Source organism: Methylobacterium sp. XJLW, assembly GCF_003254375.1.
GTDB classification, from domain to species: domain Bacteria; phylum Pseudomonadota; class Alphaproteobacteria; order Rhizobiales; family Beijerinckiaceae; genus Methylobacterium; species Methylobacterium fujisawaense.
The window spans coordinates 5,846,760-5,860,837 of the sequence record NZ_CP016429.1 but is presented as its reverse complement, the minus strand read 5'-3'; the positions used below and the strand labels follow the sequence as shown (position 1 = coordinate 5,860,837).

Sequence of the window (14,078 nt, the reverse complement as noted above, 5' to 3'; positions counted from 1 at the left end):
GGTCCGTCGTAGCGTCCCGACATTCGAGCGCCCCACCAAGGCGGCGCCATGGGAGATGCGCCGATGTCCGATCTGGCAACCCTGCGCGGCCTGTCCGGCCTGAGCCCCGCGCCGGCCCCGCTCACGGGCTCCGCTCTGGTGATGATCGACCTGCAGCAGACCTATCGCGAGGGCGTCATGCGGCTCGAGGGCGTCGAGCCTGCGCTCCGCGAGGCCGCGGGCCTGCTGAAGCGGGCGCGCGACGCGGGGATCCCGGTGATCCATGTCCGCCACAATGCCGGGCCGGGAACGCCCTACGATGTAACCGCGCCGATCGGCCAGATCAGCCCGGAGGTGGCGCCGCAGGGCGACGAGCCGGTGATCACCAAGGCCTATCCGAGTTCCTTCGTGGGCACGGACCTGCAGGCACGCCTCCAGGAAGCCGGCGTGCAGGACGTCATCCTGGCGGGATTCATGACGCATATGTGCGTCAATTCCACCGCCCGGAGCGCCTTCAACCTCGGGTTCCGTCCCACCGTCGTGGCCGCCGCCACGGCGACGCGGGATCTTCCCGGGCTGGACGGACACGTGGTGCCGGCAGCCCAGCTCCAGGCCGCGAGCCTCGCCGCCCTCGGCGATCTGTTCGCCGTGATCGCGCGCGGGCAGGGCGACATCCCGGACTGACGCCGTGGGAACAAGGCTCCCGCTCCGCACAGCCCGCGCGGTATCCGCCTGAAGCGGCGGCACGGTCGAATCCGACGGGATCAGGACTGGAGCCGGTCGATCTCGGCGATCACCGCGTCGAGCGCCGGCCGCCCGTCGGGATCCGGCTGCATACAGGCCTGCGCCAGAGCCCGCAGAGTCTCCGGCGGCGTCGCGCAACGATCGAGCAGCTCATCGATCAGGATGCCGACGGCGCGCACCTCGACCCGCGCCAGCACCGCGCCGCCCCGTCCGTCCGGGAGCGCCGAGGCGGCACCGAAATCGCTGAGCACGGCGGCGCCGGTTGCGGCATCCCACAGGGTGTTGTGGGCATACACGTCGCCGTGGAGCAGCCCGCGCCCGTGCAGATGGGTCACCGCCTCCGCGACCGAGCGGGCGATCCGCAGGGCCTTGGCCGGCTCCAGCCGCAGGCTCGGATCGTAGACGTCGCGGCTGCAACTCGCGAGGCTCGGCGGGCCGGCGAGCACCCGCCAGTGCGACGGGAGAAGCCGGAGCAGCAGCCCCTGGACGCCGGCGGGATGATCGTGGAGCCGGCCCAGCGCACCGGTAAGCGCCGGATGCGTGCCGGCAGCGAGACAGGCCTCCATCTCCCGCTCGGGCAGGCCGTCGCTGGTCATGGCGCCCTTGAACAGCTTCAGGGCGACATCCTGCGCGGCGATGGGACCGCGCCAGGCCGCGCGGAAGACGCGGCCCGACGCACCCTCACCGAGCTGATCGCCGACGTCCAGGTCCGCCCACGGCACGCGCGGCGCGTCCGCGGGCTCGGAGGCCGGCTCGGCGGGATTGCCCGCGTAGGCGACCCAGGCGAGGCGCGGAAGGGTGCCGAGCCAGGGCGGCAGCGCTTCGAGCCGGTTGCAGGAGAGCCGGATCAGTTCGAGACGCGCCGCGCCCGCGAAGCTGTCCGGCAGCGCCGCGATCCGGTTCCCCGACAGCATCAGCTTCTGGAGCAGCGGCCGCTCGCCGAGGGCGGCGGGCAGCTTCGCGATCGCGTTGTCGGTCAGCGTCAGCCAGCGCAGGTCGCGCGGCAGCGACTCCGCCGGGACCTCGCGGATGCCGCAGCCGCGGAAGCCCAACTGGCTGAGCGCGGGGCAGGCGCCGAGCACCGGCGGCAGGCGCGGGAACGGATTGCCGGAGCAGAACAGCACGCGCAGGCGGTGGAGGCGGCCGAAATCGTCCGGCAGGTCGGCGAGGTCGCCCCGGCCGAGATCCAGCACCTCCAGCGTGTCGGCGAGGGCGAACACCTCGCGCGGCACCGCCGTCAGCCCGTCGGGCAGCCGCAGCTCCCGCGCGCCGCCGAGATCGCCGCGCCGCAGGGCCGCGAGGGTTTCGCTCCGGTCCAAGCTTCAGCTCCGCTTGAAGAAAGCGTCGGCCGCGCCCTGCGCCGCCTGCTTGGCGGCCCGCGCCGCCTCGAGCCGGGCGATCTCGGCGCGCAGGAGCGCGACGCGCGCGTCGAGATCCCCGAGGGAGAGCGTGTCGAGGGGCTGCCCGATCTCGTGGGCAACGGCCTTGCGCGGCCGGTCGTCGTCGTCCCGCACGTCGTGTCCTCCTTAGTCCAGGAACGATGTTCCGGCCCCGTCCCAGGCCAGCCCGAGATGGGCCGCCACGGTGGCGCCGATATCCGCGAAGGTCTCCCGCCGGCCGATCGACCGGGCGGCCACGCCGGGGCCGAAGGCCAGGACCGGGACCTGCTCGCGGGTGTGGTCGGTCCCGGTCCAGGTCGGATCGTTGCCGTGATCGGCGGTGATCACGGCGAGGTCGCCCGGCGCCAGCGCCGCCAGGATCTCGGGGATCCGGGCGTCGAACGCCTCCAGCTCCGCGGCATAGCCCGGCACGTCGCGGCGGTGGCCGTGCTCCGTGTCGAAATCCACCAGGTTGACGAAGATCAGGCCGCCCGCCGGCAGGGTCGCCAGCGCGGCGAGTCCCGCCGTCACGCAGGCCGCATTCGGGCCCGGCTTGATCTCGCGGCCGGTGGCGCGGTGGGCGAAGATGTCGCCGATCTTGCCGACGCTCACCACCGCGCGGCCGGCCGACTCGGCCCGGTCGAGCAGGGTGCGCCCGGGCGGCGCGACCGCGAAATCCTTGCGGTTGCCGGTCCGGCGGAAGCCCGCCTCCGCCGAGCCCACGAAGGGCCGGGCGATCACCCGGCAGACGCGGTAGGGGTCGCACAGCCGGCGCGCCACGCGGCACAGGTCGTAGAGCCGCTCCAGCCCGAACGCCTCCTCGTGGGCGGCGATCTGGAACACGCTGTCGGCCGAGGTGTAGCAGATCGGCTGTCCGGTCCGGACATGCGCGGCGCCCAGCGCGTCGATGATCGCGACGCCCGGCGCGTGGCAATCGCCCAGGATGCCCGGGATGCCGCCTTCCGTGATCAGCGTGCGGGTCAGCTCCGGCGGGAAGGCCGGCCGGGTGTCGGGGAAATGCCCCCAGGGCTCGGTCAGGGGAAGCCCGGCGATCTCCCAGTGACCGGAGGGCGTGTCCTTGCCGGCGGCCTTCTCCACCGCGTGGCCGTAGGCGCCCCGCGGCGGCCCCGCCGGCGCGAGGTTCGGCGGGATGCGGCCCGAGGCGCCGCCGGCCGCCAGTCCGAGCCCGAGTCCGGCGAGATGGGGCAGACGCAGCGGACCCGCGCGCAGCCCCGCCCGATCGCCGCTTCCCTCCGCGCAGCGCTCGGCGATATGCCCCAGCGTGTCGGAGCCGGCATCGCCGTAGCTCTCCGCATCCGGGGCCCCGCCCACGCCCACGGAATCGAGGACGATGATGAGGGCGCGCGCCATGGTCAGGCGGATTCCAGCTCGGCGGGCGCGTCGCTCTCGAGGACGAAGGCGGCCTTGAACAGGGCGCGGGTGTAGGGGGTCTGAGGTTTCGCGAAGATCGACTCCGCAGGGCCTTCCTCGACCACGTGGCCGTTCTGCATGACGATCACGTAGTTGGCGAGGGCCCGCACCACCTTCAGGTCGTGGCTGATGAACAGGTACGCGAGGCCGCGCTCGCGCTGGAGGTCGCGAAGCAGGGTCACGATCTGCGCCTGGACCGAGCGGTCGAGGGCCGAGGTCGGCTCGTCGAGGACGACGAAGCGGGGATTGAGGACCATGGCCCGCGCGATGGCGATGCGCTGGCGCTGGCCGCCGGAGAACTCGTGCGGGTAGCGGTCCATGGCGGCCGGGTCGAGCCCGACATCGGTCAGGGCCTTGGCGACCACGGCGCGGCGCTCCGCCCGGGAACGCGCCGCGCCCTGCACCACCAGCCCCTCGGCGACGATGTCGGCCACCGACATGCGCGGCGAGAGAGAGCCGTAGGGATCCTGGAAGACCACCTGCATGTCCTTCCGCAGCGGGCGCATCTGCGCCACGCCGAAGCCGTCGATCGCCCGTCCGAGGAAGACGATCGGCCCTTCCGAGCGCGTGAGCCGCAGCAGGGCGAGGCCGAGGGTCGTCTTGCCGGAGCCGGACTCGCCGACGACGCCGACGGTCTCGCCGGTCCGGACCCGCAGGGACACGCCGTCCACGGCCCTGACATGGCCGGTGACGCGCCGGAGCAGACCCGATTTCAGCGGGAACCAGACCTTCAGGGGCCCGGCCTCCAGCAGCGGCGCGGCATCGGCCGGGACGGGGTTGGCCCGGCCCTTCGGCTCGGAGGCGATCAGGCGGCGCGTGTACTCGTGCTGCGGATCCGCGAAGACGGCCTTGGTCGCACCGGCCTCCACGATGCGGCCCTTGAGCATTACGCAGACGCGGTCGGCGATCCGCTCGACGATGCCGAGATCGTGGGTGATGAACAGCATCGCCATGCCGAGGCGCTTCTGCAGGTCGGCGAGCAGCGCCAGGATCTGCGCCTGCACGGTGACGTCCAGGGCCGTGGTCGGCTCGTCGGCGACCAGAAGGTCCGGCTCGCAGGCGAGCGCCATGGCGATCATCACGCGCTGGCGCTGGCCGCCGGAGAGTTCGTGCGGGTAGGCGCCCATGCGCCGCTCCGCGTCGCGCAGGCCCACGAGGTCCAGAAGCTCCAGGATCCGCCGACGGGCCGCCTTGCCGGAGAGTCCGCGATGCAGGCCGAGTACCTCGCCGATCTGCCGCTCGATCGTGTGGAGCGGGTTCAGCGAGGTCATCGGCTCCTGGAACACCATGGTGATGTCGGCGCCGCGGACGTCGCGCATCGCCCGCTCGGGCAGCTGCGCGAGGTCGCGGTCCTTGAACAGGATCCGGCCGTCCTGCCGGGCCGATCCATCGAGGAGGCGCAGGATCGCCAGCGCCGTCACCGACTTGCCCGATCCCGATTCGCCCACGAGGGCGAGGGTCTCGCCCCGGCGGATGGCGAAGGAGACGCCGTCGACCGCCACGGTCTCGCCCTCCCGCGCGCGGAACGCCACGGACAGGTCCTCGACGGCGAGGAGCGGCTGGGGATCGGCCTCTGACATGAGCCCCTTATAGCGCGCCCGGCCCCGGACCCTAGCCCGTACGGGTGCCGCATGACGCCGACCCGACATGTGCGACGGCGCGCTCCGGGAAGTCGCGCGGCCGCCCGCGCTGCGCCGCGTTCCTACCGCGCCGGCGCCCCGGGATCGATCGCCGGCAACTCGTTGGCGGGCAGCCCCATCCCGGCCTGGGCCTGCGGCCCTCCGGCGCCGCGGGCGCGGTTGGCGAGGGCCACGGTCAGGCGCTCGGCGGTCTCGGGCTGCATCACCGCCAGGACCTCGGACATCTTGCGGGGATTCATGGCCAGCACGATCGGGACCAGCACGTCGAGCCCGAGCCGGTCGAACACCCGGGCGGCGTCCTTGGGCTTCATCGCCTCGTACATCGTGACGATGTTCTTCAGTCCCTGCTTCTCGGCGTCCTCCTTCGCCTTCACGACGGCGTCGACCTTGTCCTCGGCCTTCTTGAGGTCGCCGAGGCCGGTCTCGAGCTTGCGCTCGGCCTCCCCCAGCATCTTCTCGCGCAGCTCCAGCTCCTCGCTCTTCTGGCGCAGGGCGTCGCGCCGGGCGCCGAGCTTCTCCAGGAGCAGGCGCTCGGTGGGCGAGGCCGGGTTCCCGGCCGCGGGCGGTGCGGGCCGCGCCGGGGGCGGTTCCGGCGGCTTCTCGGTCGCGGCGGCCGGCGCCTCCTTGGCGCCCACCGATCCGGTCGTCACCGGGTCGTAGGGCTCGTAGCCGGTGCGCGCCCGGGCGACCGCGCGCCCGTATTCCGGAAGCTCGGCGCTCTCCGGCAGGCCGGCCTGCAGCAGGCTGAGCAGCTTGAGCACGAGCAGCCCGCCCGCCGCGAGCGCCACGGCGTCGATGAGGCGCAGCCGGAACTGCCGGACGGGCTTCCGGCGCGCGCGCCGCTGCGGCGTCGCGGCGCGGCGTATCCGCTCCTCGGGATCCGGCTTCGGCGGCGGGATCTTCGGGGCCTTTACGCCGGTCACGCGGCGCGCGCCCGGACGCGGGCGAGGGCGCGCTCGCTCATGGCGAGGGCCGCCGCGGCCGCCACCCCGAGGCGCTCCCCGTTCGGACCGGCCTGCTCCGGCCTGCGCTCGGGCGGGATCTCCGGCGCGGGCCTCGGCTCAGGGGACGGCTCGGGACGGATCGGGACGGCGCGCATCTGCGCCACGATGGCGCCGATGCGCGTGATCACGCCCTCGCCGGCCTCGACCTGCAGCTTCAGCTCGGCGGCGCGGATGGTGGCGGTTTCCAGGCTGGCGTTCAGCGTGCGGTCGCCCTCGTCGATCGTCGCCCGCAGACCGGCGATGGCCCGCTCGGCCGTGCCGGTCGCCACCATCAGGTCGCCGATGGTCTGGCGCAGGGCGGCCTCGTCGCCCTTCATCTGGCCGATGCGGCGCGAGAGACGGAGGGACGTGACGATGGTCGCCGCCAGGAGGACGGCAACCAGGATGTCGGCGGCGAGGGTGACGAAGAGACTCATGTTGGGACCCTCATCGGCCCTAATTGTCCGACCGGTTGTTCATCGAGGCCTCGTAGGCCTGGATCGTCGTGCGCGAGCGGCGCAGGGGCCGCGTGACCTGGACGGCGATGTGCCCGTCGACGCGGCCCATCCGCCCCTGGGTGAGCGCCCAGTCGCCGCAGCGCACGGTGATGAGATCCGACGGCTTGGCGTCGAACATCAGCGTCTCGCCGACCTTCAGGCTCATGACCTGTTTGAGCGGCAGCATCATCTCGTGCAGCACCGCCTCCATGGTCACGTCGGCCTGCCAGATCTCGGTGGCGAGGTGGCCTTCCCAGACGTGATCGCGGCCGAGCTTCTCACCCATGAAGCTCTGGGTCAGGAGTTCCCGGATCGGCTCGATCGTCGCGTAGGGGAACAGGATCTGCAGCATGCCGCCGCGCCCGTCGACGTCCAGGCGCAGGCTGATCAGGATCGCGGCGTTGCCCGGCCGCGTGATCGTGGCGAAGCGCGGGTTGGTCTCGATCCGGTCGATGCCGAAGGTCACGGGCGACAGCGGCTGGAACGACAGCTCGAGATCGCCCAGCACGATCTCCACGAGGCGGCGCACCAGCGTCATCTCGATGGCGGTGAACGGGCGACCGTCCAGACGGCTCGACAAGCCGCCGCGCTTGCCGCCGAGCAGCAGGTCGAAGGTCGCGTAGGCGAGGTTCGAATCGACCGTGACGAGGCCGGAATTCTCCCATTGCTCGGCCCGGAACACGCCGAGCAGGGTCGGCAGCGGGATCGCGTTGAGATAGTCGCCGAAGCGCACCGAGGTGATGTTGTCCAGCGTCACCTCGACGTTGTCCTGGAACAGGTTGCGCAGGGAGGTCGACAGCAACCGGATCATCCGGTCGAAGACGATCTCCAGCATCGGCAGGCGTTCGTACTGGACGACGCCCGAATCGACGATGGCCTGAACGCCCCCGGCCCCCGAGGCCGAGAGCTCGCGCATGGAGAAGCCGAGGACGCCGTCGATCTCGTCCTGGTTCAGCACCCGGTCGTTGCCGGCGAGTTCGGGGAGGTTGTCGCTCTCCCCGTCCTCGATCATCGTCGCCCATTCGGCGGCGACGTCGCTCGCGTTGCGCGTGGTGCCCTGCTCGGCGAGGGCCGCGCCCCATTCCTCGGCGAGGGACGAGTCGCCGCCCTCGGCGCCCTGCTCCAGAAGGGCTGCCGACCAATCGTCCTCGGGGAGTTCGTCCTCGGGTTCCATCAGGCGTGCTCGATCGGGGGCCGGCCCGGCGCGGGGTTGGAGGCGATGGGGGTGGTCGCAGGCGCGCTCATTGGACGATCACGTCCTTGAAGAGCACGGCATCGACCTTGGCGGGATACAGGGCGATGTTGACCCGCCGCAGCAATTCCTCGCGCAGCCGGAACAGGCCCACCGAGTTCGTGATGTCGCTGGCGCGCAGCTCGCGCATGTAGACCTGCAGAGCGTCCTCCACCCGCGGCATCAGCGGCTTGACCTCCTCCTCGGCCCTCGCGTCCTTAAGCTCCAGGGCGATCCGGACCTTCGCGTACCGGGCCTTGTCCTGCGGCTGGTCCGGACTGAGGTTGAGGAGCATCTCGCGCACGTCCACGAAGACCACGGGCTTCTTGCCGTCCGGGCCGACACCCTTGCCGTCTGCGCCGTGCCCTCCGCCGTGGCCGCCGTCCTGTGCGGCCTCCTTGCCGCCGCCGCCGCCCATCATCAGGAAGGCGCCCGCGCCGCCGCCCACGAGCAGGACCGCGACGGCCACCATGATCATGAGCTTCTTCTTGCCCTTCGGGGCGCTTTCGGCTCCGGCCCCGCCTTCCTCGGCGGAGGCCTTCTTCGGCTTCTTGGCCATGGAATAATGCTCTCTCGCGGGAGACTGCGCGCCAGGTACACCCGGATATCGGAGCATCACGGTTAACGTGCCGTTAAGCAGGCAATTCCTGCCGGGCCAGGTTTGCCGCAACGCAGACCCGGCGCCGACGCGACGACCGCGCAATTCCCGTCAAGCCCTTGTCAGAACGATGGAATTTTCTTCCGTTGGGTTTGGCACAGCGGATGCTGAATGGATCGTTGCCGCCTCCGCGGCCCGCGAGTCCCAGAGTCCACGATGCAGAATGCCCTCTTCGTCGGCGTGTCGAGCCAGATGGCGCTCCAGCGCGAGCTGGACGTGATCGCCAACAACATGGCGAACGTCTCGACCACCGGGTTCAAGGCTCGCAACACCCGCTTCCAGGAATACCTGATGCCGGTGGCCAGCGCGGATTCGTTCGCCCGGCCCGACCGGCGTCTCTCCTACGTCATCGACCAGGGCACCACCCTCGATCTCGGGCAGGGCCCGGTCGAGCGGACCGGCAACCCGCTCAACGTCGCGATCAAGGGCGCGGCCTTCATCGCCGTGCAGTCCCCCCAGGGCGAGCGCTACACCCGAAACGGCGCCTTCGAGATCGACCCGCAGGGCGCGCTCGTCACCAGCGACGGCTACAAGGTGGCGGGCGAGGGCGGACCGATCACCATCAACCCGCAGGAGACCGGCCTCGCCATCGGCCCCGACGGTACCGTGTCGACCAATCTCGGCATCCGCGGGCGCATCAAGCTCGTCACCTTCGCCAACCCGCAGCGGCTGACCAACGAGGGGGGCAACCTCTACGCCTCGCCGGAGCCGGCACGCCCCGCCGGCATCGACGGACGCCTGGAATCCGAAGCGCTGGAACGCTCGAACGTCCGCCCGGTGATCGAGATGACCCGGCTGATGGACGTGAACCGGTCCTACGCCATGGTGTCGAGCATGATCTCGCGCCTCGACGACCTGCGGGGCACGGCGATCCGCCGCCTCGCCGACGTCGCCTAAGGGGAGCTCGGCCGATGCGCGCCCTCTACTCCGCCGCCACCGGCATGGCGGCCCAGGAACTCAACGTCCAGGTCATCTCGAACAACATCGCGAACCTGCGCACCACCGGCTACAAGCGCCAGCAGGTGCACTTCCAGGATCTGCTCTACCAGAACCTGCGACGGGCCGGCGCCTCGACCTCGCAGCAGAACACCCAGCTTCCGGCCGGCCTCGCCCTCGGCTCGGGCGTGAAGACGACCTCGACAGCCCGCGTGATGTCACAGGGCACGCTCTCGTCCACCGAGAAGGATTACGACGTCGCGATCCGCGGCGAGGGGTTCTTCCGGGTGACGCTCCCGGACGGCCGCACCGCCTATTCCCGGGACGGCTCCTTCGACCTCTCGGCCTCGGGCCAGCTCGTCACCCGCGACGGCTACCTGCTCGATCCGGCGATCACCGTGCCGCAGAACGCGACGTCGGTGACGATCAGCGCGACGGGCGTCGTGCAGGCGAGCATTCCGGGCCAGACGGCGCCGCAGGCGCTCGGCCAGTTCCAGCTCTCGCGCTTCGTCAACAAGGTCGGCCTCGAATCGATCGGCGACAACCTGTTCGTCGAGACCGCGGCCTCCGGGCAGGCGATCAGCGGCCTGCCGGGCGCCGACGGCTTCGGCAACCTCCAGCAGAGCTACCTGGAAGAGGCGAACGTGAACGCCGTCACCGAGATCTCGTCCCTGATCGCCGCGCAGCGCGCCTACGAGATGAACTCGAAGGTCGTCACCGCGGCCGACCAGATGCTCTCCACCACCACGCAGATGTTCCGCAGCTAACCGCGCGACCCGCACCCGCTTCAGGTCCCTGAACATGTATGCCGGCATGCATCCCGCTCATCCCGCTCATCCCGATCCCGACTTCGAGACCCTCGATCTGCCCCGTATCGGCATGGCGGACGGAAGTGACATCAGCCCGATCATCCGCCGTCCCCGGCCGCGGGTCTCCCCCCTGGGCTCGGCCGTGATCCTGCGCGCGGTGCTGGCCTTCCTGACCTTCGCGGTCCTCGGCGCCCTGGCGATCCCCGCCATGGCCCAGGCTGAAGGTCTGCGGCTGCGCGGCGACGTCACAGCCCGCGGAGACATCCTGACGCTGGCCGACCTGGTCGAGGGCGTGCCGGAGCGCCTGGCCGCGCGTCCGCTGTTCCGCGCACCCACCCTGGGTGCCACCGGGACGATCCAGACCCGCCGCATCCTCGACGCCGCCGCCGCCCTGGGTCTCGCCAACCTGGAGACCGGGGGCCGGCTGCAGATCGCCGTGCAGCGCGCCGCCCGCCGCCTCGGGCCGCCGGAGATCGAAGCCGCGCTCAAGCGCGGCCTCGAGACCAGCTACGGGCTCGACCCCCGCAGCGTCACGATCCGCTTCGACGGCGACGGCCCGACCCTGCTCGCTCCGGTGGACCTCGAAGGGCAGGCCGCAGCCCTCGACGTCACCTACGACCTGCGCTCCCGCCGCGTCGCGGGGCTGGTCAGCCTCGGCGAGCGGCAGGCCTCCCTGCGGGTATCCGGCGTGGTCGTCGAACTGCGCGAAGTGGCGGTGCTCACCCGGACGCTCAACCGCGGCGAACCGGTGAAGGAGGGCGACGTCGTGGCGGAGCGGCGTCCGCGCGAGACCGTCGCCTCCGACGCGCAGGGAAGCGCCACGGCGGTCATCGGCGAGGTCGCCCAGAACACGCTCACCGCCGGGACCGTGCTGCGGATGACCGATACCGCCCCGCCCGAGCTGGTCGCGCGCGGCGAGAACGTGACCATCGTGTACGAGACGCCGAACGTCAGCCTGTCGATGCGCGGCCTGTCGAACGATTCCGGCCGCATGGGCGCCGTCGTCAACGTCGTCAACGTCGCCTCCAAGAAGATCCTGCAGGCCACCGTGATCGGCCCCGGCCGGGTCTCGGTGAGCCCCAGCCCCGCGGCTCAGCAGGCCGCCGGCGCCGCCCCCGTCCAGGCGACCGCCTCCCTGCGCTGACCGCCCGTCCTGCACGCGTCGAAGAGTGATTGCCCGATGGCCCGCCGCATCGTCCTGAACCCGCTCGCCGCCGCTCTGATCGCCGGCGCGCTCGGTGCCTGCAACACCGCCGACCGCCTCTCGCAGGTGGGCGCGACCCCGGCCTTGTCAGCGATCGAGGATCCCACCACCCAGCCGGGCTACAAGCCGGTGCGGATGCCGATGCCCGACGTCCAGCCGGTCTCGTACGCCCCGAACTCGCTGTGGCGGACGGGCTCCCGCGCCTTCTTCAAGGATCAGCGCGCCGCCCGGCTCGGCGACCTCCTGACCGTGAAGGTCAACGTCACCGATCAGGCCAACATCAGCAACGAGACCAAGCGCTCCCGGGCCAACACCGAGAGCTTCGGCCTGCCGAACGCCCTGGGACTGGAGAACAACGCGGTCGGCAAGTCCTTCGGCGTCGGCAGCACCGCGCTGCTGTCCGCCACCTCGGCCACCGCCAATGACGGTGCCGGCTCGGTCCAGCGCGCCGAGACCGTGACGACGAACGTCGCCGCGGTGGTCACCCAGGTTCTGCCCAACGGCAACCTCGTGGTCGAGGGCAAGCAGGAGATCCGCGTCAACTTCGAAGTGCGCGAGATGGTGGTCGCGGGCGTTGTCCGGCCGGAGGATATCGAGTCGGACAACACCATCGACTCGACCAAGATCGCCCAGGCCCGGATCGCCTATGGCGGGCGGGGCCAGATCACCGACGTGCAGCAGCCGCGCTACGGCCAGCAGATCGTCGACATCCTGCTGCCGTTCTGAGGCCCTTCAGCCCGGCTCCTCCGGCTCCGGCCCACGGGTGACGTCGAGGCCGGACCCGGCGCCGGGGGGCGGCCCGACCTTGACCGGAGCGCCGGTCCGCGCGGCCTCATAGATCGCCTCCATCAGCACCTGATCCTGCAGCCCCTCCTCGCCGGGGGTGCGGGGGCGCAGATCCTCCTGGATGCAGCGCGCGAAGTGGTCGAGTTCCAGGGCGAACTGGTTCTTGGGGCTCAGGACCTTCTCGTCCCGCGCGGCGTTCTTGCCGTCGCGGTGGCCGATGATGAGCCGCTGGCCCTGGTAGGCGAAGGCGTTCTGGAGGTCGATGGCGGCGGTTCCGGTGTGCAGGGTCAGGCTTCGCGCCTCGTAGACCCCGTAGCTCGACAGGCACTGGGCGATCACGCCGGACGGGAAGTGCAGGGTGAAGCTCGCCGTCTCCTCGACCTCGCGGTACTTAAGATCGTCCGGCGGCGAGTGGATCTGGGCCTGGATCAGGTTCGGCTCCTCGCCGAGGACCGCGCGGGTGGTGTTCAGGCAGTAGAGCCCGATATCCGGCAGCGACCCGCCTCCTGCCAGCGCCTTCCGCAGGCGCCACTGCTCCGGCAGTCCCGTGGTCTGGCCGTTGAAGGCCTGGATCAGCCGGGGCCGGCCGAACTCGCCCGAACGGGCGAGCTTGATCACGGCCCGGTTGTGCGGCTCGTACTGGCACCGATAGGCGATCATCAGCTTGACGCCGGCCTTGGCGCAGGCCGCGATCATCTCGCGACACTCGTCCGAGGAGACCGCCATCGGCTTCTCGCAGAGCACCTGCTTGCCCGCCGCCGCGGCCGCCACGACGTTGTCCCGGTGCACGCCGTTCGGCGTGACGATGTAGACCGCCTGGACGTTCGGGTTGGCCTTCAGCCGATCCCACCCGTCGTAGCCGTACACGGCATCGTCCGGCAGCCCGTATTGCCGGGCCACGAGCTTCGCCTTGTCGGGGGAGCCCGACATCACCGCCGCCAGGCGGGCGCGCTTGGCCTCGCCGAAAGCCGGGAGAATCTCGTCGAGGCTCAGGCGCCCCAGACCGACGACGCAGTAGCCGACCCGCTGGCCCGGCGGCTGAGGCGCCGGGCTCGGGGCGGGCGGCCTGTCGCCGGCACCGCGCCAGTTCGGGAACATCACCCGTCCGCCCTGCACGGCACCGGTATCGGCCGGAACCGAGGGGGCCGGTGGAGTGCCCGCCGGGGCGGCCTGGGCGCCGCCGCCCATCGCGGTGCCGGCCAGGGCGCCCCCGGCTGCGAGAAGATTGCGTCGTGAGAGCCGGGTGTCGTCTGCCATGGGCCTCGCCGTGTCGCCGGGACGGAATGGAGGCGCCTTGGGCGCCGCATGGCGTGGAAGCCGCCGAGGGCGGGACCGCGCTTTCAGTGAACGCGACCCGGCGGCGTGCCGTTTCCGTCGAGAAGCGCGGCGCGCAGACGCGCCACCTCCGCCTCGCTGGCGGCGAGCCGGCGCGCGATCGCCGCCGGCTGCGTCGCGGCCCCCGTCTCGGCGAAACCGAGACCGACGCTCTCGCCCGCCCGCCAAGCTATGAAGGCCCGCCGGGTCTCGCCGCGGCAGGGGATGAACAGCTCGATGCAATCGGGCAGCGTTGCGTCGGCTGGGACCCGGATCCGTGCCCCGTCCAGGGACACGTCGCGGACCGTGCAGTCGAGATCCGGCAGAAAGGCCGCGACGCGCAGTCGGCCGCCCAGGCAGACGCGGCGTCGGGCAGTACGGCGTCGGTCGACCACGAGCGCTTCATCCTGATGGGTTCGGATGTCGGGACAACCGCCTTTCAGCCCGAAGCGGACCGGCGCGTCTCCTTTAACCGTCGGTTTACCTT

15 protein-coding genes are annotated in these 14,078 nt (G+C 71.6%); 5 read left to right on the top strand and 10 right to left on the bottom strand.

The genetic code is table 11. From position 1 onward, the window contains the following. Nucleotides 1-63: 63 nt before the first annotated feature. Nucleotides 64-663 carry a cysteine hydrolase family protein gene (locus tag A3862_RS27005; RefSeq protein WP_043755932.1) on the top strand — a complete coding sequence of 200 codons (600 nt, stop codon included), beginning with the start codon at nt 64-66 and terminating at the stop codon, nt 661-663. Between the two features lie 80 nt (nt 664-743). On the opposite strand, the gene A3862_RS27000 is transcribed toward A3862_RS27005, so the two are convergent. The 8 genes from A3862_RS27000 to fliL form a co-directional block, all read right to left on the bottom strand. Then, entirely contained in the window at nt 744-2,042 is a 1,299-nt protein-coding gene (locus A3862_RS27000; protein WP_043755934.1) for a leucine-rich repeat-containing protein kinase family protein, read from the bottom strand. A 3-nt stretch (nt 2,043-2,045) separates the two neighbouring features. Then, a complete protein-coding gene (locus tag A3862_RS26995; protein ID WP_043388707.1) occupies nt 2,046-2,237 on the bottom strand; it encodes a DUF1192 domain-containing protein in 192 nt (63 codons plus the stop codon). 12 nt (nt 2,238-2,249) lie between these two features. Continuing rightward, nucleotides 2,250-3,473 carry a phosphopentomutase gene (locus A3862_RS26990; protein ID WP_043755936.1) on the bottom strand — a complete coding sequence of 408 codons (1,224 nt, stop codon included), beginning with the start codon at nt 3,471-3,473 and terminating at the stop codon, nt 2,250-2,252. A 2-nt stretch (nt 3,474-3,475) separates the two neighbouring features. Further along, on the bottom strand, nt 3,476-5,113 hold the full coding sequence (locus A3862_RS26985) for an ABC transporter ATP-binding protein (RefSeq protein WP_111474121.1): 1,638 nt from the start codon (nt 5,111-5,113) through the stop codon (nt 3,476-3,478). 122 nt (nt 5,114-5,235) lie between these two features. After that, nucleotides 5,236-6,096 (bottom strand): MotE family protein, encoded by an 861-nt coding sequence (locus tag A3862_RS26980; RefSeq protein WP_236961559.1) that lies wholly within the window; start codon nt 6,094-6,096, stop codon nt 5,236-5,238. After that, nucleotides 6,093-6,593: a DUF6468 domain-containing protein gene (locus A3862_RS26975; RefSeq protein WP_043352105.1), complete on the bottom strand. Its 501-nt coding sequence runs from the start codon at nt 6,591-6,593 to the stop codon at nt 6,093-6,095. Before A3862_RS26975 ends, A3862_RS26980 begins: the two co-directional genes overlap by 4 nt. 19 nt (nt 6,594-6,612) lie before the next feature. Continuing rightward, complete coding sequence (fliM, locus tag A3862_RS26970) at nt 6,613-7,830, bottom strand: flagellar motor switch protein FliM (RefSeq protein WP_085987666.1); 1,218 nt, start codon at nt 7,828-7,830, stop codon at nt 6,613-6,615. A gap of 64 nt (nt 7,831-7,894) precedes the next feature. Then, the gene (fliL, locus tag A3862_RS26965; RefSeq protein WP_043755939.1) at nt 7,895-8,443 is read right to left on the bottom strand and encodes a flagellar basal body-associated protein FliL; all 549 of its coding nucleotides are present in this window, start codon (nt 8,441-8,443) and stop codon (nt 7,895-7,897) included. A 255-nt stretch (nt 8,444-8,698) separates the two neighbouring features. Here fliL and flgF point away from each other — a divergent pair, with 255 nt between their 5' ends. The 4 genes from flgF to flgH are packed head-to-tail and all read left to right on the top strand — an operon-like array spanning nt 8,699 to nt 12,217. After that, complete coding sequence (flgF, locus tag A3862_RS26960; protein ID WP_043388715.1) at nt 8,699-9,439, top strand: flagellar basal-body rod protein FlgF; 741 nt, start codon at nt 8,699-8,701, stop codon at nt 9,437-9,439. A gap of 14 nt (nt 9,440-9,453) precedes the next feature. Beyond that, on the top strand, nt 9,454-10,245 hold the full coding sequence (flgG, locus tag A3862_RS26955; RefSeq protein ID WP_043388717.1) for a flagellar basal-body rod protein FlgG: 792 nt from the start codon (nt 9,454-9,456) through the stop codon (nt 10,243-10,245). Nucleotides 10,246-10,279: 34 nt separating this feature from the next. Beyond that, nucleotides 10,280-11,431 (top strand): flagellar basal body P-ring formation chaperone FlgA, encoded by a 1,152-nt coding sequence (gene flgA, locus A3862_RS26950; protein ID WP_100793914.1) that lies wholly within the window; start codon nt 10,280-10,282, stop codon nt 11,429-11,431. A 36-nt stretch (nt 11,432-11,467) separates the two neighbouring features. Next, entirely contained in the window at nt 11,468-12,217 is a 750-nt protein-coding gene (flgH, locus tag A3862_RS26945; protein WP_043352094.1) for a flagellar basal body L-ring protein FlgH, read from the top strand. A 6-nt stretch (nt 12,218-12,223) separates the two neighbouring features. On the opposite strand, the gene A3862_RS26940 is transcribed toward flgH, so the two are convergent. Both A3862_RS26940 and A3862_RS26935 read right to left on the bottom strand, forming a co-directional pair. After that, the gene (locus A3862_RS26940; RefSeq protein WP_043755943.1) at nt 12,224-13,534 is read right to left on the bottom strand and encodes a Gfo/Idh/MocA family protein; all 1,311 of its coding nucleotides are present in this window, start codon (nt 13,532-13,534) and stop codon (nt 12,224-12,226) included. Nucleotides 13,535-13,617: 83 nt separating this feature from the next. After that, entirely contained in the window at nt 13,618-13,986 is a 369-nt protein-coding gene (locus A3862_RS26935; protein ID WP_043388725.1) for a PilZ domain-containing protein, read from the bottom strand. Between the last annotated feature and the right edge of the window lie 92 nt (nt 13,987-14,078).

Bases quoted from the DNA above. Each gene is read 5' to 3' on its own strand.
- A3862_RS27005 (WP_043755932.1), top strand. From the start codon at position 64: ATGTCCGATCTGGCAACCCTGCGCGGCCTGTCCGGCCTGAGCCCCGCG.
- A3862_RS26990 (WP_043755936.1), bottom strand. From the start codon at position 3,473: ATGGCGCGCGCCCTCATCATCGTCCTCGATTCCGTGGGCGTGGGCGGG.
- A3862_RS26985 (WP_111474121.1), bottom strand. From the start codon at position 5,113: ATGTCAGAGGCCGATCCCCAGCCGCTCCTCGCCGTCGAGGACCTGTCC.
- A3862_RS26975 (WP_043352105.1), bottom strand. From the start codon at position 6,593: ATGAGTCTCTTCGTCACCCTCGCCGCCGACATCCTGGTTGCCGTCCTC.
- fliL (WP_043755939.1), bottom strand. From the start codon at position 8,443: ATGGCCAAGAAGCCGAAGAAGGCCTCCGCCGAGGAAGGCGGGGCCGGA.
- flgF (WP_043388715.1), top strand. From the start codon at position 8,699: ATGCAGAATGCCCTCTTCGTCGGCGTGTCGAGCCAGATGGCGCTCCAG.
- flgG (WP_043388717.1), top strand. From the start codon at position 9,454: ATGCGCGCCCTCTACTCCGCCGCCACCGGCATGGCGGCCCAGGAACTC.
- flgA (WP_100793914.1), top strand. From the start codon at position 10,280: ATGTATGCCGGCATGCATCCCGCTCATCCCGCTCATCCCGATCCCGAC.
- flgH (WP_043352094.1), top strand. From the start codon at position 11,468: ATGGCCCGCCGCATCGTCCTGAACCCGCTCGCCGCCGCTCTGATCGCC.
- A3862_RS26940 (WP_043755943.1), bottom strand. From the start codon at position 13,534: ATGGCAGACGACACCCGGCTCTCACGACGCAATCTTCTCGCAGCCGGG.